We start from the raw sequence: 21971 nt of genomic DNA on the forward strand, positions 1-21971 counted from the left end.
GTATATTACATTAATAAAATAACAAACGAAAATAAAGCGATTTAAGACATTATTTTTAATTTTATGACTCAGATATCCAAAAGAGATAAAAATCCGTTAAATCAACTAAAAACAGCTTTATTTAAAAATCTAATCTTTTTAGGTCTTGCAACTATCATTGCACTGAGCTTCGTGCAATGTGCGAACATGCAAAAGCCTACTGGAGGTCCAAAAGATTCTTTGCCTCCAAAACTTTTGGGGATCACCCCTCCTAACCTATCGAAAAATTTCAAAGCGAAAGTGATCGAGATGACTTTCGATGAATTTATCAAAACGGTCAACCCCGGAAAGGAATTCAATATTTCTCCGGACGTAGAAACCCAACCAGTCTATAAGGTTAAGAAAAAAAGATTCATCATCGAATTGCCTGATTCATTGGAAGCCAACACCACTTACACCATCAACTTTGGAAAAGGTCTAGTCGACTTCAATGAGGGTAACCCATTCATCAATTACAACTACGTCTTTGCAACCGGTGATGAACTCGATTCCCTCAGTATTTCCGGACAGGTTAAAAATGGATATACCAAAGACTTCAGTTTGGAAAAAGACAAAGAGGTCATTGCCATCTTAATTCCAACCAGCCGGGATACCATTTTCGGTAAGAAGAAAGCTTCCTATTATACCACTGTCGATTCTTCCGGAAACTTTAAATTCAGTAACCTTCGTGAAGATACCTATCGTGTATACGCATTGAAGGATATGAACAACGATAAGATCTACAATGGAAATGATGAATGGATCGGCTTTTTGCAGGATAGTATTTCCTTGAACCAAAATGTATCCGGCCTTCAATTGGAATATACCAAAGGTACAGCACAAGTTTTCAGAAACTTAGAGAAAAAAGTCGATAATAATGGATCCGTACTCCTAACCTTTAACAGGCCATTGGAAGATGGAAATTTTAGAATACTATCCCCTAATAACCTGGATGCCAATAAATTAGTCCGTTTCAAACCCACTCTAGATACCGCAAATATCTACTTGGAAAACCTGGAATTCGATTCACTCAAACTCGAAGTAAGCGAAAGGAACGTTCCATTGGATACCATAGATCTAAGAAAAGCTAGAAACATAAAAGTAGACAATGCCATTCTTCCAAAATTAAATATCAGCAATAAGGTAGACCGTGTCAAACACATTGAATTAACTTCAACCTATCCTATTGCATCCGTCGATAAGAATAAGGTATTGATCAAGGAAGACTCTGTTTCACGTAGAAACTTCCAATTACAACAAGATTCGGTAAACCGTGAAATGTACCATATCCGATTCAATTGGCGACCAAACAAGAATTACGAACTGGTATTGGAAGAAGGTGCCATCTTAGGTCCTTTTGATGAAACCAACAAAGAATTCAAATCACAGTTCACCTTAAATGAAACGGAGAACTATGGTGATATCAATTTAACCTTTACCGGTCTAAATGATAGTTCAAATTATATTGTCGAACTAATCGATGAATCCAAGGAAAAATTATTTGATAAACGCCCTCTCCCACCCGACCATATCCTCAGATATGTGAAATTTCCAGGTGGTAAATACAGCATCAGGTTAATTGAAGATAGCAATAAGAATGGTAAATGGGACGCTGGGGATGTTTATCAAAAAAGACAGGCAGAACCTATCTGGTACTTAGATCGGACATTTACGATCAGAGCCAATTGGGAACAGAATGAAACCATTGATGTTACATTCAAATAAAGCCCCTTTTACTCCGTAAACCAAGAAGAATAAAGCACATAATTGTGCGGTAATTTTTTCAATAGATTAAGCTGCTCCTCTGTGAGTGGCTTAATTTTTTTAGCAGGTACACCGGCATAAAGGAATCCAGATTCGCATACCATATTTTCCAAAACCACAGCTCCAGCTGCAATGATCACATTGGATTGAATATGGGCTTTATCCATCACGATTGCACCCATTCCTATTAACACGTAATCATCTATCACACAACCATGTACGATGGCGTTGTGACCGATATTAACATAGTTACCAACATCTGTCCCATTCTTTTCATAGGTCCCATGTATGGTTACATTGTCCTGAATATTGGAGTAATCCCCAATTTTGATGTAATTCACGTCGCCACGCACCACCGCATTGAACCAAACAGAACAATGTGAACCTATCGTCACATCGCCTACAATGGTACAATTAGGCGCTATAAAGCTATTTTCTTCTATTACAGGGTATTTATCCTTTACAGGTAAAATCGTCGCCATAAAGCTCTTAAAACTTGAAATTAAAGAATGGTATCTTCCAGTACATCAGCATGCTTAGGATAATCCGTGGTATAATGCAGACCCCTGCTCTCCTTGCGATGCATAGCTGATTTTACAACAAGATATGCTATTTGGATAACATTTCTTAGCTCACAAAGTTTAACGGAAAGCTTGGTATTCTTATAAAAAGCCTCTGTTTCCTCATGCAGCAGACCTAAACGTCTCATGGCGCGTTGCAAACGGAAATCTGAACGAACGATGCCTACATAATCACTCATTAATTTCTGAGTTTCACGTAGATTGTGTGTCACTAAGATATCCTCATTTAACAATTGGGTATTAGATTCATCCCAAGATGGTACATGATCCTGGAAATCAATATCAGCAATGTGTTTACTCGCATCCTGAAATATGCGGTGCGCATAGACAGCTGCCTCTAGCAATGAATTGGAAGCCAAACGATTAGCACCATGAAGACCAGTAGAAGAACATTCTCCACAAGCATATAAGTTATTGATCGAGGTTGCTCCATATTCATCCACCATAATACCTCCACATAAATAATGTGCAGCTGGGGTAACAGGAATCAGATCCTTGGTCATATCTAGACCTATGGAAAGGCATTTCTCGTATATATTCGGAAAATGTGATAAAATATCTGATTTTGAGCGATGTCTAATATCTAGGTAGACATAATCCAGACCCGATTTTTTCATTTCTGCATCGATCGCACGAGCAACAATATCGCGTGGAGCCAATGAGCCTCTTTCATCATATTCCTCCATAAAGGACTCACCATTAACCCTTTTCAAAATACCACCAAATCCACGAACGGCTTCAGAGATCAAAAATGCAGGGTATTCTTTAGGGTTATATAAGGCAGTTGGATGGAATTGGATAAATTCCATGTTCCTAACTTTTCCTTTTGCACGGTATACCATGGCTATTCCATCACCTGTAGCAATGGTTGGGTTAGTAGTAGTAGAATAAATATGTCCAGCACCACCAGTTGCCATCAAGGTTATTTTAGAAAGGATCTTTTCAACATGTCCAGTTTCGGTGTTAAAGGCATAAATACCGAAGCATTTGATATCTTCTGTACGTTTATCCACATGTACGCCCAAATGATGTTGAGTAATGAGATCCACCGCAAAATAATGCGTCAGCATCTCTATATTAGGTTCAGCATGTACTTTTTCCAATAAGGCACGTTCGATCTCATAGCCCGTAATGTCCTTATAATGAAGGATCCTGTGTTCAGAATGCCCACCTTCTCTGGCCAGGTCATATTCACCAGAATCTTCCCGATCAAAGGTAGTTCCATAAGAAATCAGCTCGGCAATACGTTCTGGACCTTCTTTCACCACGTTTTCCACAACATGTGCATCACACAATCCATCACCTGCTATCAAGGTATCTTCTATATGTTTATCAAAGCTGTCTCCTTCATCCGTGACTACGGCCACTCCACCCTGTGCATATTTCGTATTCGACTCATCCTCATTGGCTTTGGTCACAATAAGTACTTTTCCCAGCTTCGCAGCTTTAAGTGCAAAACTCAATCCGGCGATACCCGAACCTATTATCAAAAAATCAACTTTTCTATCCAGCATTGATTGTATATTGTAGATGCTACGGTTAATTACTACTGAACCAACAAATTAACAAAATATGTGCAAAACGTGTAAATAACTCGTGAATTAAAATGTAAAACTTCTTATGTTTCCACAATACTAGCAATTTTCACACATCTATTACCAAAATATTAAGACAATATCACCGAAATATTAACATATTCCCCACAACTATCATTTCACAAAAAAATATGCAAAAAATAAAAGCCGAAAAACGACAGTATTGAAAATCAGCGCTTAACCCTTCCCGACCTGTGGATAAGTTGTGAATAACTATAGAACATCCACTAAAAAAAATAAAAATCACCTGAATTATCCCCATTTTCCACAGACTAATAAACAACAAGATTCTTCTTTAAAAAAAAGATTATTATTTATTGAAAAAAGGGAATGTGGATTTCGTTTCGTTTTCTTTCTTTACTTTTGTGATGTTAGAAAGTCAAACAGGCAGGAATCAACTTAGAAAAACCAAATGAATACAACATTTGAAACAGACTTAGTGGCTAAGGGATATATTGATGTTGCAATAGATCCTAACCTAGATTTGGTCAAAGAAATTGAAAGACTTAAGAAGGAAAAGAATGCGGTTATCTTAGCGCATTACTACCAAGAGTCTGAAATACAAGATATAGCAGATTATATTGGGGATAGTCTAGGTCTATCTCAACAAGCAGCTAAAACAGATGCGGATGTCATCGTTTTTGCCGGTGTACATTTCATGGCAGAAACGGCTAAGATCCTTTCGCCTTCCAAGAAGGTATTATTACCAGATTTAAAGGCAGGATGTTCATTATCAGATAGTTGTCCTCCACATTTGTTTGCTAAATTCAAAGAGAAATATCCAGACCATTTAGTGATCACTTATGTGAACTGTACTGCGGAATTGAAGGCGCTTTCAGATATCGTCTGTACTTCTAGTAATGCCGTACAGATTGTTGAAAGCTTACCGGCTGACCAAAAAATCATTTTCGGTCCAGATCGCAACCTAGGGGATTACGTGAAGAAAAAAACAGGTCGAGATCTTGTCCTTTGGAATGGTGCCTGTATGGTCCACGAGATTTTCTCGCAAGAAAAAATCGATGCCCTTCGTGCTGAATATCCAGATGCAAAATTCATTGCTCATCCAGAATGTGAAGATCATATCCTGGCTCAAGCTGATTATATCGGTTCTACATCGGGAATGTTAAAATTCACGATCGAAGATCCAAGCGATACTTATATCGTAGCAACGGAATCTGGAATTTTGCACCAAATGCAAAAAGCTAGCCCTTCCAAGACATTTATCCCTGCTCCTCCAAACAATTTATGTGCTTGCAACGATTGCCCACACATGAAATTGAATACTTTGGAGAAGCTATATAACTGCTTATACTACGAACAACCAGAAATTACATTAGATGAAGATATCATTCAACGTGCGCAAAAACCTATTGAACGCATGCTTGAAATTTCCGCAAAACTAGGATTATAAGATGAGTATATTTGAAAATAGCGATAGAACCAACCTAAACGAAATCGGTGAATTTGGTCTGATCAATCACCTGACCCAATCTGTAGTACTGACCCAACCCAGCTCTGTAAAAGGGATTGGCGATGATGCTGCCGTATTGGATTTTTCCAATAAACAGACTTTGATATCCACGGATCTCTTATTGGAAAATGTACATTTTGATCTGCGCTATGTTCCACTTAAACACTTAGGATACAAAGCTATACAAGTAAATTTAAGTGATATTTATGCCATGAATGGAATCGCTAGCCAAGTGACCATTTCCATCGGATTATCTTCTAAGTTTCCCCTGGAAGCCGTAGAAGAAATCTATGAAGGTGCCCTATTGGCTTGCCAAAATTATAACGTGGACCTGATCGGTGGTGATACCAGTACTTCTACACAAGGATTGGTGATCTCGGTAACCAGTATAGGTTATGCAGATGCGGATAACATTGCTTATCGTTCCGCAGCAAAAGAAGGTGATCTGATCTGTGTTTCCGGTGATCTGGGTGGAGCTTATGTGGGTCTGCAATTACTGGAAAGGGAAAAACAGATCTTCTTAGAAAACCCTAATATCCAGCCTGATCTAGAAGGAAAAGACTATATTATTGAACGTCAATTGAGACCTGAGGCAAGAAAAGATATCGTTGAATTGCTAGCTGCTTTAGAGGTTAAACCACATGCTATGATCGATGTTTCCGATGGTTTGGCTTCCGAGATTTTGCATATCTGTAAAGCCTCAAATGTAGGCTGTAAATTATACGAGGAAAAGATTCCTATCGATCCGATGACTTATGAAACTGCCCGTGAATTTGGATTGGATCCTACGGTATGTGCCTTAAGTGGCGGCGAGGATTATGAATTACTGTTTACAGTTGCTCAAAGTGATTATGATAAGCTGAAAAACAACATGGAAATCAGTATTATTGGTCATATTACAGAAGCAGCTGCAGGTTGTACCATGGTATCTAAATCTGGTAATGTCCATGAGATCAAAGCCCAAGGTTGGAATGCCTTTGGAAACCAAGAATAAGCAAAGCTTACTTTATTAAAATATTTGAAATGGAGCCAATATGAGTTGGCTCCATTTTTCGTATATAGCGCAATTTGACTTTACTCTCATTCGAGACACGTTCGGAATTTTCCGAATATGTCTCGAATGAGAGTAAAAGGAGGTCCCTAAAATATGCCGTAATTAAGCAGAAACACATTTATTAAAATAATAAAAGAATACAGTTTTATGAGCAGTTTTCTCAGCTATAGATGGGCATAAAAAAAGGAAAGCTTTGCCATCTTGGACAAAGCTTTCCTCTTATATTTTATTTATAAAAATATTCTCTTTGAATTAGGTTTGAATCACCCCTACATTGTATTTTCCGATATCGGTATTATGGGTTGCAGCTTCGATACCCATGGAAATAATTTTTCTGGTTTCAGCTGGATCGATTACACCATCTACCCATAGTCTTGAAGCGGCATAATAAGGGCTCAATTGCTCATTGTAGGTCTTTTCAATATCCTGTAAAAGCTTGTTTTTATCTGCTTCACTTAGGCTGATATTTTTGGATTTCAAGGCTGCTTCTTGGATCTGTAACAAGGTTTTTCCAGCAGAAGCACCACTCATTACGGCTATTTTAGCGGTAGGCCATGCATAGATCAACCGAGGATCATAGGCTTTGCCACACATTGCGTAATTACCTGCTCCATAGCTGTTTCCGACCATAAAAGTGAATTTAGGAACAACGGAATTGGCCATGGCATTCACCATTTTTGCACCATCCTTGATAATGCCGCCATGCTCTGCCCTGGAACCCACCATAAAACCGGTGATGTCCTGGAAGAAAACCAACGGGATCTTCTGTTGGTTGCAGTTCATGATAAATCTTGCTGCCTTATCTGCCGAATCAGAATAGATAACACCACCCATCTGCATCTCTGTAGAGCCTCCAGGTTTCTTGGCCTTTACCACTTCCCTTTGGTTGGCTACTATCCCTACTGCCCATCCATCTACCCTAGCCAATGCACAGATCAAGGTCTTTCCATAATCTGCTTTATATTCTTCCAATGAACCCTTATCGACTATACATTTCAAGATTTCAACCATGTTATAGGGCTTCAATCTATCTTCAGGCATATAATCATAGAGCTTTTCCATAGCATATTCGGGCTCTTTAGCCTCTATCCTAGAATATTGATAGGTCGGTTCTGACCCAAATTTATCGACGATATTCTTGATAGCATCCAGACAGCTCTCATCATTAGGATATTTATTGTCGGTTACTCCAGATATTTCACAGTGCGTATCAGCACCGCCTAAGGTTTCATTATCAATGACTTCGCCGATGGATGATTTAACCAGGTATGATCCTGCCAAAAATACCGATCCAGTACCTTCTACAATCAACGCATAATCAGACATGATCGGTAAATAGGCACCCCCCGCCACACAGGAACCCATGATGGCCGATATTTGTGGGATACCCATGGATGAAAGTTTGGCATTATTTCTAAAGATCCTTCCAAAATGCTCTTTATCAGGGAAAATTTCAGCTTGCATAGGGAGAAAAACTCCTGCAGAATCTACCAAATAGATAATGGGGATATGGTTTTCCATGGCTATTTCCTGGGCTCTCAAGTTTTTCTTGCAAGTCATCGGAAACCAGGCTCCGGCTTTGACCGTAGCATCGTTTGATACAATGACACATAACCTATTCTTAACATAGCCCAATACGACGACTACCCCGGCATTCGGACAGCCACCGTGTTCTTCATACTGCCCATCGGCAGCAAAGACACCGATCTCAGTGAAATCTCTATCTTCATCTAAAAGGTATAGGACCCTTTCCCATGCCGATAATTTCCCTTTTTCATGTTGTTTTTGGATTTTGTCCAAGCCTCCACCTAACAGTAGTTTTTCTCTTTTCTTTTGGAGTTCTTCTAATTGGCCTCGCATAGCTTTATTGAAATAATGTAATTTATTAGGTTCTGAAATATTAAATTATTATAAATATCATAAAATATTATTTGTTTTTTATAATATTTGTAAGAAACATTTGTAACCCAAATATAAACTTAATTAAAATAATATTATGTATAACCTCGGTTCTAAAGAAGAATTGACACTAGTTAGAGAGAGTGCCCGTACCTTTGCAAACACGTATATAAAGCCTCACGTGATGAAGTGGGATGAGGCTCAAATTTTCCCAATTGAACTTTTTAAAAATTTAGGTGACCATGGATTCATGGGAATTCTAGTTCCTGAAGAATATGGTGGCTCTGGATTGAACTATCAAGAATATATTACCATTTTAGATGAGATTTCGAAAGTTTGTGGCTCCATAGGTTTATCTGTGGCGGCCCATAATTCCTTGTGTACCAACCATATTTTGAGTTTTGCCAACGAGGAACAAAAAAGAAGATACCTTCCCAAACTAGCTAAGGCTGAATGGATTGGCGCTTGGGGATTAACTGAGCCGGGATCAGGATCGGATGCTGGCGGAATGAATACCACTGCGGTTCAAGATGGTGATTACTTCATCTTAAACGGAGATAAAACTTTTATTACCCATGCTATTTCTGGAGATGTAGCTGTGGTAATGGCTAGAACAGGTGAAAAAGGCGATAAAAAAGGAATCTCTGCTTTTATCGTAGAAAAAGGAATGGAAGGGTTTACAGCTGGTGCGAAGATGGATAAGTTGGGCATGCGTGCTTCTGAAACGGGATCTTTATTTTTCGATAATTGCCGTATCCATAAGGATCAGCTGATCGGTGAAATTGGGGATGGTTTTGTTCAGGCCTTGAAATTATTGGATGGTGGAAGGATCTCCATTGCTGCCCTATCCCTAGGAATTGCAAGAGGAGCTTATGAATGTGCCTTGAAATATGCCAATGAAAGGGAACAATTCCAGACTAAAATTTTTGATTTTCAAGCGGTTGGTTTTAATTTAGCAGATATGGCGACGAAAATCACGGCTTCTGAACTGTTGATCAGACAGGCGGGTGATTTGAAAGATCATGGTCAGAAAGTGACCAAGGAAGGAGCCATGGCTAAATTATATGCGTCGGAAACGGCTGTAGAGGTATCCAACGATGCTGTACAGATTCTTGGTGGTTATGGATTTACTAAGGATTTTCCTGCTGAAAAGTACTTTAGAGATGCTAAATTATGTACTATTGGTGAAGGAACCAGCTCTATCCAACGCATGGTCATTGCAAGGGAGATAAAAAAAGATGTTCAATAACGATCAAGTAACCTTAGTGGATTGCCCTCGGGATGCTATCCAGGGTATTCAGTATCAGATTCCAACGGAAAAGAAAATAGCTTATATCAACCAATTGATAAAAAGCCAGGTCTTTGATTGCATAGACTTTGGCAGTTTTGTTTCGCCAAAGGCTGTTCCGCAATTGAGTGATACGGAAGCTGTTTTAGCGGGATTGGAAAAAGATGATAAGGTGAAGTTATTGGCTATCATAGCCAACAAAAGAGGTGCTGAAATAGGGTCCGAAATGCAGAAAATTGATTACCTAGGTTATCCATTCTCCATTTCGGAAACATTTCAGAAAAAGAATACCAATGCCAGCATTGCTGAAGCCTATGAAACAGTCAAAGAAGTTCTGGATATCATGAGTAAAAACGCTAAGCAAGAGTTGGTTATCTATATTTCCATGGCCTTTGGAAACCCCTATGGGGATCATTGGGACATGGATCTGGTTTCGGAATGGATCTATAATCTGAATGCCATCGGCGTAAAGAATTTTTCGATTGCTGATACTACTTCAGAAGCTACTCCGGAGAGCATCACGGGTCTCTTCCACAAGATTACCAAGGATTTTGAGGATATTCCCTTCAGTGCACATTTCCACTCGCCTATCGAGAGTGCCTTATTGAAAATCGATGCAGCCTATTCGGCTGGATGTAGACGATTTGAGGGTGCTGTTTTAGGTTATGGGGGCTGTCCTTTTGCCAAAGATGAGTTGGTAGGAAATATTCCTTCGGAATTATTAGTAGATCGCTTCAATAAAGCTAACTTTGATACCATGTCTGGACTGATGGAGGGATTTCAAAATTTGATCAAGCATGAATTATAAATTCATTCAAACCGAAATAAAAGAACATGTTTTTACCTTGACCTTGGATAGGGAAGCAAAGCGGAATGCTTTTACCCCAACAACGGTCAGTGAGGTTGCGCATGCTTTGCAGGAGGCTGAGGCGAATGATATGGTACATTTGCTGGTATTAAAGGCCAATGGACCTGTATTTTGTGCTGGAATGGATTTGAAGACCTATCAAAACCCGGAACTTGATAGTCCTAATCCTGATATTACTCCTGTTGAACGCTCCTTGGGCGAGATCTTTGATCAATTCAATAAACCTTCTATCGCTATCGTCGAAGGTGATGTGATTGCTGGAGGTTTTCTTTATATCCTAGGATGTACTTATGTATTTGCTAAAAAAGACCTGAATTTTGGATTGCCTGAAATTGCTTTGGGGATCTTCCCATTTCAGGTTATGGCTGGTTTGAGGAGGGTCATGTCCGAGAAGCAGATTTTGCAATTATGCTTTGATCCTAACCCTTTCCAAACGGATAGGGCAATGGAATTGGGACTAGTGGATGGTTATCTGGAACAGGATAAACTGGATAGTTTGATTGCTTCCTTTGCTGATAAGAGCATTTATGCGATGCAAGCTGGAATGCAGGCCTTGAAAGCGATCCGTAATATGGATGCCGATAAACAATATGCCTATCTCCTGGATGCTTTGCAAAAACTGAAAGACAGGGATGAAGTGAAGAAATTTATGGCGGAAAAGCTCAATAAGAACTAAGAAACCTTCTTTTCTATCCAGAAATTGTTGAATCCAAGACCTACTTCTATGTCCAATAATTTCTGCTGCAACATTTCTAAAACCGCCAAGAAATTATAGACAAACTGTACTTTATTCTCAGAATTCTTAGCTAAGGCTGAAAAATCCAATGATTTATTGATTTCAATCAATTCAGCTATTGCTTTTTTCTGTTGCTCTATGCTGTAAGGATATTTGACAACGGTGTGGGTGACATCCTGTACACGATGGGAAAAATTGTACATGACCCTTTCGTATACCAACATCAGTTTATATAGGTCAAAAGTGGATAATTCCTCCTCTAGGGTCTGCGCTTTGGCTTCACGCGCTATCTTCAGGTCGATTTCGGTGTTACCTCTTTCATAAAATTTGGACCTACGGTCTTCCAAATCTTTCAGTTCTTCGCAGATTTCCTTGAATTGCTTGTACAGGACAAGCTTTTGGACTAATTCCTTTTTAAGGTCGATCTCGTTTTCATTTTCATCCAGCTCAGGACGAGGCAAGAGCATCTTGGCCTTGATACGCATCAAGGTCGAGGCAACAAAGATAAATTCAGAGGCTAATTCGATGTTCAAGGACTGCATATGCTGGATATAGGCCAAGAAATCATCGGTGATCTTCGAGATCGGAATATCGTGGATATTTAATTCATCCCTTTCAATAAAGAATAACAATAGATCAAAGGGTCCCTCGAACTGTGCTAATTTAATCTCGTAGTTTGTTGCGTCCATAGAATATGCTCAAAAATAGTGATTTGATTGTATAAAAAGATGGAATTCATTCGAATAAAGCAAAACAATGCTACAGATTAAATTGTATATATATACCATAGTTAAAAGAATAAATTGTTACTTTGTATCTTATTTCGAAATTTTTTCATTTATGCAGGTAGAAGCAGGACCGCTATTACAAAAAATTCAATTTCCATCTGATCTTCGTAATTTGAAGGAGTCGGAACTTGAAGAAGTTTGTAAAGAGCTGAGACAGTTTATCATCGATATCGTTTCTGTAAACGGCGGACATTTTGCAGCCAGTTTAGGTGTAGTGGAACTTACCGTAGCGTTGCATTATGCATTGAATACGCCTTATGATCAAGTGATCTTTGATGTTGGTCATCAGGCTTATGGACACAAGATACTGACGGGAAGAAGGGAAGAATTCCATACGAACCGTATTTTAGGTGGGCTATCGGGCTTTCCGAAGCGCGGCGAAAGCGAATATGATGCATTTGGGGTTGGACACTCTTCGACATCCATTTCTGCAGCTTTGGGAATGGCAGTGGCCTCGGCATATAAAGGTGAAACCGACAGGCAGCATGTTGCTGTAATCGGTGATGGAGCCTTGACCGGCGGTATGGCATTCGAAGCGTTGAACCATGCTGGAATTGAGAAATCGAACCTGTTGGTTATTCTTAATGACAACTGTATGTCGATTGACCCGAATGTGGGCGCAATGAAAGAATACCTGACCAGCATAACCACTTCAAAAAGTTACAATCGATTTAGAGACGATTTGGTGTCCGTATTGGAGAAGATTTCCAAGAAAGGTCCGAATGCTTACGGCTGGGCTAAAAAGCTCGAGCAGAGCATTAAAGGCACCTTATTGAAGAACTCTAACCTATTTGAGTCTCTAAACTTTAGATATTTTGGTCCTGTTGATGGACACGACGTCAATAAACTGGTGAAAACCATCGAGGATCTGAAACATATCAATGGTCCTAAGCTGTTGCATGTGGTTACCGTAAAAGGTAAGGGCTATGCATTGGCGGAAAAGGATCAAACAAAATGGCATGCTCCTGGTCTTTTTGACAAGATCACCGGAGAAATCAAGAAATCTATTTCTGAAAAACCTCAACCACCGAAGTACCAGGATGTATTTGGTCATTCATTGGTGGAATTGGCAGAGACAAACGATAAGATCATGGGGATTACTCCGGCGATGCCGAGTGGATCTTCTATGAACATCATGATGAAAGCGATGCCGAACAGAGCATTTGATGTGGGCATTGCTGAACAGCATGCTGTTACATTCAGTGCCGGATTGGCAGCTCAAGGTTTGGTACCTTTCTGTAATATCTATTCGTCTTTTATGCAAAGGGCATACGATCAGGTTATCCATGATGTCGCTTTACAGAAGCTGAATGTGGTATTCTGTTTGGATAGAGCCGGATTGGTTGGTGCTGATGGCCCAACGCATCATGGTGCCTATGATATTGCATTTATGCGCTGTGTTCCGAACATGGTCTTGGCTTCGCCAATGAACGAAGAGGAATTGAGAAATCTGATGTATACGGCGCAATTGCCAGATCAAGGACCTTTTACAATCCGTTATCCGCGTGGTAATGGTGTTATGCCAGATTGGAAACTGCCGTTTAAGGAGATTCCGGTTGGAAAAGGCAGAAAGATCTGTGATGGTGAAGAAATTGCTATCCTTACTTTTGGACATATAGGTAATGAAGCTAGCAAAGCAATCTTAAAATTGCGTGAAGATGGTATCCATCCGGCGCACTATGATATGCGATTTGCGAAACCTTTGGATGAAGCTTTGTTACACGAGGTATTCAAAAAATATACTAAAGTGGTCACGGTAGAAGATGGTTGTTTGCCGGGAGGGATTGGATCTGCAATCCTAGAGTTTATGGCAGACCATCATTATGAGGCTCAGGTACTACGATTGGGTATCCCAGATGGTATTGTAGAGCACGGCGAGCAGGCAGAGTTATGGCATATTTGTGGATACGATGCTGCTGGTATCGAAGATCAAGTTAGGAAATTAACAAAAGGCATAAAAACTGAAACTTTGGTAGGATAATTGCTCTAATAGAGCAGGTATTTCAAAGACAATCAAGAGTCTACATGAGGAAGCCCACAGGCTTCCTTTTTTATTAAAAGTTTTCCACATTTATTTTTCCTTGCTTAATTTTTGCTTTAAAAAGTCCTAGAAATAGGGTATCAAAATATATGTGTTAATAAAATAATTTTGTACTAATATTTTGGACAAAATATGCTAAAAATTACAATTAAAATGTTGTTTTTTAGCGACTTACCTTTTTTTTGTCATTTTAATTTTTTAGCTCATTTTTTTTTGTCATATTCGTTGTAGGCAAAAGTTATGAACAGAAATTTTGTCAATTATTGGTTTTCAAGTTATTAACAAATTCAGAATGGAAAAAACGTGTACAAGTGTTTGGGAAAGTTGTCTTGCAGTCATAAAAGATAATATACCAACGCAAAGTTTTAAAACATGGTTCGAGCCCGTTAAAGCTGTACGTCTAGAAGGAAACGTTTTAACTATTCAAGTACCAAGTCTGTTCTTCTATGAGTGGTTGGAAGAACATTATGTAGGTATTCTCAGAAAAACAGTTAAAAAATTCTTGGGTGAACAAGGCCGACTGGAATACAACATCGTTGTAGAAAAGTCGTCTGCTAACCCACCTTACACCACCAACATTCCATCGAATGGAAACGGTGCTGAGGGAAAGAAGCAATCAATTCCTGTTCCAGTTGCATTGAACAAGAACATCAAAAATCCTTTCGTAATTCCGGGTTTAAAGAAATTACAAGTTGATCCTCAATTAAATCAAAATTATACTTTCGACAATTTTATCGAAGGCGAATGTAACCGTTTGGCTCGTTCAGCTGGATATGCTGTCGCAAATAAACCAGGAGGAACTTCTTTCAACCCTTTGATGGTCTATGGAGATGTGGGTTTAGGTAAAACTCACCTCGCTCAAGCAATCGGTAATGAAATCAAAAGAAACTTACCAGATAAACTGGTAATCTATGTGTCATGTGAAAAGTTCTGTCAGCAATTCGTTGACTCTTTGAAGAATAACACCATCAATGATTTCGTGAATTTTTACCAAGCAATGGATGTAATCATCATGGATGATGTACATAATTTTGCGGGTAAAGAGAAAACACAGGATATATTCTTCCACATTTTCAATCACTTGCACCAAACAGGTAAACAGATCATCTTGACATCTGATAAAGCGCCTAAGGATCTTTCTGGTCTCGAAGAAAGATTATTAAGCCGTTTTAAATGGGGATTATCCGCCGATATCCAGGTTCCTGACCTAGAGACTAGAATGGCGATCCTTAAGAAAAAGATGTATTCAGATGGTATCGAACTACCTGAAAGTGTAGTGGAGTATGTGGCGAATCAGATTGACAACAGTGTCCGAGAATTAGAAGGAGCAATGGTTTCTTTATTGGCTCAATCTACTTTGAACAAGAGAGAGATTGATTTGAACTTAGCAAAGTCGATGTTAAAGAACTTTGTGAAGAACACCCATAAGGAAATCTCAATGGAGTACATCCAAAAACTAGTATGTGAATACTTTGAGGTACCAGTTGAAATGGTTAAATCCAAAGTCCGTAAACGTGAAATCGTACAAGCTAGACAGATTTCAATGTATTTGGCAAAGAACCATACCAAATCTTCATTGAAGTCTATCGGTAATTTCTTTGGCGGTCGTGACCACTCTACCGTAATCTATGCTTGCCAAACTGTAGAAGACCTTATCGAAACGGATAAGAAATTCAAGACGTATGTGCAAGACATCCAAAAGAAATTAAAAGCATCTTAAAAGAACACATTGTAAAGAAAGAAATTGAAAAGCTTGGGAGAACATCCCAAGCTTTTTTATTTTGTTACTATTTGACCGGTCTAAATACTAACTACTAAATACTCTTATCTTTTAAAAAAGCAGAAAAGGGACTGCAGCTACTGCAGTCCCTTTTCTATTTATGAAACATGAATATTAGTTAGATTATTGTACTTGTTTCGGCTCTGGCATAGTAGCTTTTTTCGCTGCGCGAGCTTCTACAATCTTAGCGTACAATGGTTTCTGTTCATCAGTCAACAAATCAGATACTTTTTTATCTAGATCTGAATTCAAAGCCTCAATTTGAGTAGCTTTTGCATCAGCTGCTGCAGTAGTGTCTGCTTTTAAAGCTAATTTTGCTTTTTTGTGCTCTAATACTACGTTATAGATTTGTGCCTGTTGATCTTCTGTCAAGTTCAACTGTTGTGTCCATTCTGTTACAGTTGCTTTTGCTTTCTCTTCTGGATTTACTTCCTGAGCAAATGTTAGAGTTAATGAAAATAATACTGCGGATACTGCTAAAAATAACTTTTTCATGATTTTAATTTTTTTGTTTAAAACTTTATTATTTACTCCGTTTCTGTACAATAAATAACAGCCGAATTGTATCTTTTATTGTATGATTGTATCATGTTTGTTACTTTTTAACATTTCTTAACAAGATAATTCTATCAACTCAGGGTGTTAAAATTATAAGAATAATGGCTCTATATATGTTTTAAGCAAGATTCTAGTTAAATTCTAATTATTTCAGTTGAATTGAAAAAATATTACAATATGTGACAAAAAAGAAAAAGCTATCTGATATCAGGTAGCTTTCATTTATCGTTATTTGATAAATTTAGGAATGATACTTTTCTAGTGAAGAGTCTAATTCTAGAAAAAACTCATTCTCATTTTCAATTAAGATATCAATGGGAATATAATAAGTTGGTATATCCTTCAACCTTTCCATATCCAATCGTTGTGCGTCCTTTTCAGTAGTCAACAGGACAGCATCTTTATTTTCATTTAACTTCTCGAACCTTCCAATGATTACTTTATAGTCGAAGTCATCAAAATTATGGTGGTCCGAAAATTTTAAATGCTCCAGTTTTATTCCTTGGCCGCTGAGCTGCTGTACAAGTGGTTTGGGGTTTGCTATTCCGGTGACCAACAAGATGTTCTTTTTGGATTTAGGCAGCATGATTTCATTATTATTTAATGGAATCCACTCTTTATAGCCAATCCGACTGTAGAAGATGTCTGCTTTATTATTGTGTTTCCTGATCTTCTCCTGGATCTTTAATTTATTTTCAAAGGGAATATAATCAGGACATTTGCTAATTAATATAAGATTAGCCCTTTTGGTCTGATCAAAAGTATCTCTGTATTGGCCGGTGGGTAATAGAAAGATAGGTTCGAGGATAGACTGGTATTCAAAGACCAAGATAGAAGTGCTAGGTTTTACTTTTCTATGTTGATAGGCATCATCTAAAAGGATAAGGCCATGGTCCTTACTTAGTATTTCTATACCTTCTGCCCTATTTTCATCCACTGTTATGGTGATATCTGGAAAGTTCTTTTTGAATTGCAAAGGCTCATCCCCTACATTTTCGACTAAGTCATCCACTTGCACCAAACGGAAACCTTTAGTTTTCCTTCCATAGCCCCTACTTAGGGTAGCGACCTTGAATTTGTTTCTGAAGTGATCGATTAGTTTTTGGGTCAAGGGGCTTTTTCCAGCGCCTCCAACTGCCAAATTACCAATGACAATAGTCTTGATGTCAAAAGTCTTAGAAGAGAGGATATTTAGGTCATAAAGCTTGTTTCTTACCCAAATTATAAAGGTATAGAGGATGGTAAAGGGAAGCAACAACCACCTTAATAGCTGCATATCTATTTCTTGATTAACTTGATTCCGACATCGTTTATTCCCCTCAGAGGATTATCACGCATGTTCTGTTGGATTGAAAATACATATTTTCCCGTATCCGGAAAAGTAAAATTCTCCTGTAGCAGTTTGGTCTGCTCATAGAGGTTACCAGCCGAAGCGCCGATCCAACGACCATCAGCCTCTGCCAATTTGATGTCAAAGTGGGCACTGCTGTCTTGAATTCCTAAACCTTTTTGCTTGATTCCAAAGGAAAAATTGGAATATGGATAGTAGGCGGTATGCCTTAGGTTGATAAACACATCGTATTTATCTTGTTTATTTTTTACATCTACCTCAAAATGAGGTTTAAAACCGTTATCCCAGAGTTGACCTGGGATAACGGAATTTCTTTCATAGAATGCCCCTTCCTGACAGGAGGTCAGCAAAAGAACAACAATAGCTATGAATACAGTTCTATGCATAGGATTAGTACTTAACCCTCAGAATTATTGTCTTTGTTTTTGTTATTGAAACGTCTATTCTTGTTCTGCGGCCTTCTTTTGTTGGTTTTTTGGCCTTCTCCAGCTTCCGAATTTCCATTGTTTTCCTTCGGCTTAGGCTGATTGTTGCCATTATTCTGTGGCTTTTTCTCAGCTTTTGGCTTTTGGTTGCCTTGATCAGGACCTTGTTTCTGTCCATTCTCAGGCTTTCCAGGATTACGTTTTGGTTTGCGTTTCTTTTTCTTTCTATTGCGTTCATCAAGGCGGGTCAAACTATCTTGACCAACGACATTTTCATAGTCCGGAATAGCCACATTGATGATTTCCTCTTTTTCAGGAATGATCAATTCTTGCGGTTTCTTGCCTTGAGCGTTCATTTCGGCAAATTCTTTTACCTGCTGCACAGATAGTGGAATCCATGATTCTGCATGTGGGTATGAAAACCACATGGTCTTCTTGAAGATATCTGTTTTCTGCAAGTAAGCCATACCAGAATGCGTTTCAATACGGTCGATATTATTAGGAATATCCTTTAAGGCATCCATATAGCTGTCCAATTCATAGTTCAGACAGCATTTCAATTTACCGCATTGTCCTGCAAGTTTCAAGGTATTCAAGGAAAGGTTCTGATACCTAGCCGCGGAGGTAGACACCGTTTTGAAGTCCGTAAGCCATGTCGAACAACACAACTCACGACCACAAGAACCAATACCTCCCAATCGACTAGCTTCCTGGCGCATCCCGATCTGTCTCATCTCGATACGAATACGGAAAGCTTCCGCCATTCTCTTGATCAGTTCTCGGAAATCCACGCGGCCTTCTGCTGTATAGTAGAAGGTAGCCTTTGTCTTATCACCTTGATAATCTACGTCTGAAATCTTCATAGAGAGCCCTAGCTCCAGTGCCAAATTACGGGCACGGTGCATGGTTTCCCATTCAAGATCCTTTGCAAGATTATATTTGGCAACATCATTTTCTGTCGCCTTTCGGTATACTTTTTTAACAACGTCGTCAGGTTTAACGTTGTTCTTTTTCAATTGTAGTCTTACCAATTCACCGGTCAACGAAACGTGGCCTATGTCGTATCCGCCTGTATTAGGCTCCACAACCACCATTTCTCCCATTTCAAGGTATAAATTGTCCGTATTTACAAAAAACTCTTTTCTGGAGCCTTTAAAACGAACTTCTACAATATCAAAAGGTTTATAGTTAGATGGCAAGTCCATATCGACTAACCAATCGTAAACATCCAATTTATTACATCCGCTGGTCATGCACGTACCGTTGTTATTGCAACCTGCTGGTACTGTGCCTAGTGATTTACTTCCGCAACCACCCCCGGATGAGCAACTGCCACATCCCATATGTCTAAAATTATATATATTGAGTTCCCGTTGGGAACGTATTGTATTTAAATAATAAAACTAACTGCAAAGATAAATCTAAAAATAATATTTTAGGATTTGCGTTTCTTTCAACAGAATAATGCGTTTTTTCCAGCATTTCTATAGCAACCTGCAACTTTTCCAAGCTACTGATCTCGCTGAATTTTTTCACGAACTCCAATTCTGCGTTCTTTAGAAAGACTAATTGATCCAGCCCTTGGTTTAAAAGCACGATCTGTCTGAGCACATTTATGCTGTACAACAAGAACAGTTTTTGGTTCTCACGGCCTAATTTGCTGATTTCATCATCACAGATCTGGATAATGTTCAAACCGGCATCCGTCACGATGCACCTCAACCAGCGGATCAGCAGGTCAAAGTTTTCGTTAGAAGACTCTTCCAATTGGTCCAAGGCCGATTGCATGTTTCCGTCGGCGATAAAAGCCATCTCATTAGCACGCACAGGATCCACGTTTTTCTGTTCGATCAGGTATTGCATCAATTCCTCATGAGAAAGCTTGTTTACCTTCATCAATTGCGTCCTCGAGATAATTGTATTCAAGATCTTATCGTGATTTTCCGCCACCAACAAAAACAAAGTCTTGGCAGGAGGTTCCTCGATCAACTTCAACAGAGCATTTCCCTGCGTATCGAGATATTCCGGCAACCACATGATCAGAACCTTATATTCGGCTTCGAAAGCTTTCAGACTTAGTTTCTTGATGATATCATGGGCTTCTGCAATATTGATGTTTGCCTGTTTATTTTCCGCCTCCAATTGATTTCGCCAATGGCTCAAGCTCAGATATGGGTTTTCAAGGAATGCCTTTCGCCAATCTTCCATATAAGTGCTTGCCGTTTCATCCGCTTTTTTCGCAAAGAAAGGATAAGAAAAGTGTAAGTCAGGGTGAATCAATTTCTCGTATTTTAGGCATGAGGGACAATGTCCACAGCTATCGTCGGCTTGGGGCTGTTCACAATTGATAAACTGTGCATAGGCTAGGGCCAAAGCCAAACTACCAGATCCTTCTGGACCTAGGAACAGTTGAGCGTGACTTACTCGATTTTCTCTTACCGTTGAAATAAGATGATGTTTGAGTGCCTGATGGCCTACGATATTTTTAAATTGCATACCTAATCTTACAAATGTACAAATTTTAATGCAGTGCTTTTTAATGTTTATGCAGCTGAACTCGAATTTGAATAGCAAATAATTAGATTCTTTTCTGTATTATTGCAATAAAATCTATTAGCTAAAAGAAATGAGATTTATTGTATCTACATCTATATTACTTAAACAATTACAAGCTATTAGTGGCGCCTCTAGCTCCAGCACGGTGCTACCAATCCTAGAAAACTTCTTGTTTGAAATCAAGGACAACCTCCTGACCATCTCCGCAACGGATTTGCAAACCAGCATGGTTACCACCCTTCAGATCGAAGCCAAGGAAGAAGGACGCGTCGCTATGCCATCAAAAATCTTGATCGAGACGTTAAAAACTCTTCCGGATCAGCCTGTGGCGTTCTCAGTAGATACTAAAACTCTCGCTATCGAGATTTCTGCCGGAGACGGTAAATACAAGCTTAGTGGTGAAAATGCAGACGACTTCCCGAAAATCCCTGTAGTAGAGAATATTTCGACCGTAAATATCGCTGCTCCGATTTTGTTGGAAGCGATCAACAAAACCATTTTTGCAGTCAGCAATGACGAACTTCGCCCGGCCATGTCAGGCGTATTAGTTCAGTTGGCGGAACAATCAACCACTTTTGTTGCCACAGATGCACATAAATTGGTTCGTTACCGCCGTACTGATGTAGGTGCCGATAAGCCTACCTCCATCATCTTGCCTAAAAAAGCACTTACTTTATTAAAATCATCTCTTCCTTCGGATGATGTGAATGTTTCAATAGAGTACAACAATACCAACGCTTTCTTCCAATTCGGAACCATCAACTTAATCTGTAGATTGATCGATGAGCGTTATCCAGATTACGAAGCCGTAATCCCTCGTTTAAACCCGAATAAACTGACCGTAGACCGTTCCTTGTTCTTGAACACCTTACGTCGTGTGGTTATTTTTGCAAACAAAACAACCCACCAAGTACGATTGAAAATCTCAGGAAGCGAATTGCACATCTCTGCTGAAGATTTGGACTTCTCCAATGAAGCACACGAGCGCTTGAGCTGTCAGTTTGAAGGCGAAGACATGGAAATTGGATTTAACGCTAAGTTCTTGGTAGAAATGTTGAATAACTTAAACTGCGAAGAGGTGGTCTTGGAAATGAGTACACCAAATCGTGCCGGTTTATTAGTGCCAGCTATCAAGGAAGAACACGAAGACATCTTGATGTTGGTGATGCCAGTCATGTTGAACAATATTTAATAGCTC

Annotated in this window: 18 protein-coding genes; 9 read left to right on the plus strand and 9 right to left on the minus strand. The window is 39.1% G+C overall.

Annotation, left to right across the window (positions count from 1 at the left end):
- The first annotated feature begins 63 nt into the window (after positions 1-63).
- Positions 64-1743 (plus strand): Ig-like domain-containing domain, encoded by a 1680-nt coding sequence (locus tag ACK2WI_RS12405; protein ID WP_409151100.1) that lies wholly within the window; start codon positions 64-66, stop codon positions 1741-1743.
- Between the two features lie 8 nt (positions 1744-1751).
- On the opposite strand, the gene ACK2WI_RS12410 is transcribed toward ACK2WI_RS12405, so the two are convergent.
- Positions 1752-2264, minus strand: a complete 513-nt coding sequence (locus tag ACK2WI_RS12410) for a gamma carbonic anhydrase family protein (RefSeq protein ID WP_409151102.1) — start codon at positions 2262-2264, stop codon at positions 1752-1754.
- A 20-nt stretch (positions 2265-2284) separates the two neighbouring features.
- Positions 2285-3877: an L-aspartate oxidase gene (nadB, locus tag ACK2WI_RS12415; protein ID WP_093099943.1), complete on the minus strand. Its 1593-nt coding sequence runs from the start codon at positions 3875-3877 to the stop codon at positions 2285-2287.
- A 493-nt stretch (positions 3878-4370) separates the two neighbouring features.
- Between nadB and nadA the strand changes: the two genes are divergently transcribed.
- Both nadA and thiL read left to right on the plus strand, forming a co-directional pair.
- The gene (gene nadA, locus ACK2WI_RS12420; RefSeq protein WP_093099944.1) at positions 4371-5369 is read left to right on the plus strand and encodes a quinolinate synthase NadA; all 999 of its coding nucleotides are present in this window, start codon (positions 4371-4373) and stop codon (positions 5367-5369) included.
- Positions 5370-5376: 7 nt separating this feature from the next.
- Positions 5377-6423: a thiamine-phosphate kinase gene (gene thiL / locus ACK2WI_RS12425; RefSeq protein WP_409151513.1), complete on the plus strand. Its 1047-nt coding sequence runs from the start codon at positions 5377-5379 to the stop codon at positions 6421-6423.
- A 312-nt stretch (positions 6424-6735) separates the two neighbouring features.
- On the opposite strand, the gene ACK2WI_RS12430 is transcribed toward thiL, so the two are convergent.
- Positions 6736-8343, minus strand: a complete 1608-nt coding sequence (locus tag ACK2WI_RS12430) for an acyl-CoA carboxylase subunit beta (protein ID WP_409151104.1) — start codon at positions 8341-8343, stop codon at positions 6736-6738.
- Between the two features lie 136 nt (positions 8344-8479).
- Between ACK2WI_RS12430 and ACK2WI_RS12435 the strand changes: the two genes are divergently transcribed.
- The 3 genes from ACK2WI_RS12435 to ACK2WI_RS12445 are packed head-to-tail and all read left to right on the plus strand — an operon-like array spanning position 8480 to position 11214.
- Positions 8480-9631, plus strand: a complete 1152-nt coding sequence (locus tag ACK2WI_RS12435) for an acyl-CoA dehydrogenase family protein (protein ID WP_409151106.1) — start codon at positions 8480-8482, stop codon at positions 9629-9631.
- The gene (locus ACK2WI_RS12440; RefSeq protein ID WP_409151107.1) at positions 9621-10478 is read left to right on the plus strand and encodes a hydroxymethylglutaryl-CoA lyase; all 858 of its coding nucleotides are present in this window, start codon (positions 9621-9623) and stop codon (positions 10476-10478) included. The genes ACK2WI_RS12435 and ACK2WI_RS12440 overlap by 11 nt, the downstream gene beginning before the upstream one ends.
- Positions 10468-11214 carry an enoyl-CoA hydratase/isomerase family protein gene (locus ACK2WI_RS12445; protein ID WP_409151108.1) on the plus strand — a complete coding sequence of 249 codons (747 nt, stop codon included), beginning with the start codon at positions 10468-10470 and terminating at the stop codon, positions 11212-11214. Before ACK2WI_RS12440 ends, ACK2WI_RS12445 begins: the two co-directional genes overlap by 11 nt.
- On the opposite strand, the gene ACK2WI_RS12450 is transcribed toward ACK2WI_RS12445, so the two are convergent.
- Positions 11211-11963: a ScpA family protein gene (locus ACK2WI_RS12450; RefSeq protein WP_093099952.1), complete on the minus strand. Its 753-nt coding sequence runs from the start codon at positions 11961-11963 to the stop codon at positions 11211-11213. The genes ACK2WI_RS12445 and ACK2WI_RS12450 overlap by 4 nt on opposite strands.
- A 151-nt stretch (positions 11964-12114) precedes the next feature.
- Between ACK2WI_RS12450 and dxs the strand changes: the two genes are divergently transcribed.
- Both dxs and dnaA read left to right on the plus strand, forming a co-directional pair.
- A complete protein-coding gene (dxs, locus tag ACK2WI_RS12455; RefSeq protein ID WP_409151109.1) occupies positions 12115-14043 on the plus strand; it encodes a 1-deoxy-D-xylulose-5-phosphate synthase in 1929 nt (642 codons plus the stop codon).
- 352 nt (positions 14044-14395) lie between these two features.
- On the plus strand, positions 14396-15823 hold the full coding sequence (gene dnaA, locus ACK2WI_RS12460; protein ID WP_093099955.1) for a chromosomal replication initiator protein DnaA: 1428 nt from the start codon (positions 14396-14398) through the stop codon (positions 15821-15823).
- A 183-nt stretch (positions 15824-16006) separates the two neighbouring features.
- Here dnaA and ACK2WI_RS12465 read toward each other — a convergent pair whose 3' ends face one another.
- The 5 genes from ACK2WI_RS12465 to ACK2WI_RS12485 all read right to left on the minus strand — a co-directional run bounded on the left by ACK2WI_RS12465 (position 16007) and on the right by ACK2WI_RS12485 (position 20713).
- A complete protein-coding gene (locus tag ACK2WI_RS12465) occupies positions 16007-16378 on the minus strand; it encodes a hypothetical protein (protein ID WP_093099957.1) in 372 nt (123 codons plus the stop codon).
- 304 nt (positions 16379-16682) lie between these two features.
- Positions 16683-17717: a tetraacyldisaccharide 4'-kinase gene (lpxK, locus tag ACK2WI_RS12470; protein ID WP_409151112.1), complete on the minus strand. Its 1035-nt coding sequence runs from the start codon at positions 17715-17717 to the stop codon at positions 16683-16685.
- A 2-nt stretch (positions 17718-17719) separates the two neighbouring features.
- The gene (locus ACK2WI_RS12475) at positions 17720-18178 is read right to left on the minus strand and encodes a gliding motility lipoprotein GldH (RefSeq protein WP_409151113.1); all 459 of its coding nucleotides are present in this window, start codon (positions 18176-18178) and stop codon (positions 17720-17722) included.
- 11 nt (positions 18179-18189) lie between these two features.
- On the minus strand, positions 18190-19470 hold the full coding sequence (locus tag ACK2WI_RS12480) for a stage 0 sporulation family protein (protein WP_409151115.1): 1281 nt from the start codon (positions 19468-19470) through the stop codon (positions 18190-18192).
- A 100-nt stretch (positions 19471-19570) separates the two neighbouring features.
- A complete protein-coding gene (locus tag ACK2WI_RS12485; RefSeq protein WP_409151117.1) occupies positions 19571-20713 on the minus strand; it encodes an ATP-binding protein in 1143 nt (380 codons plus the stop codon).
- A 130-nt stretch (positions 20714-20843) separates the two neighbouring features.
- On the opposite strand from ACK2WI_RS12485, the gene dnaN reads away from it, so the two are divergent.
- Complete coding sequence (dnaN, locus tag ACK2WI_RS12490) at positions 20844-21965, plus strand: DNA polymerase III subunit beta (protein ID WP_093099966.1); 1122 nt, start codon at positions 20844-20846, stop codon at positions 21963-21965.
- Positions 21966-21971: the final 6 nt, after the last annotated feature.

This window comes from Sphingobacterium sp. BS-2 (assembly GCF_046161205.1).
GTDB classification, from domain to species: domain Bacteria; phylum Bacteroidota; class Bacteroidia; order Sphingobacteriales; family Sphingobacteriaceae; genus Sphingobacterium; species Sphingobacterium mizutaii.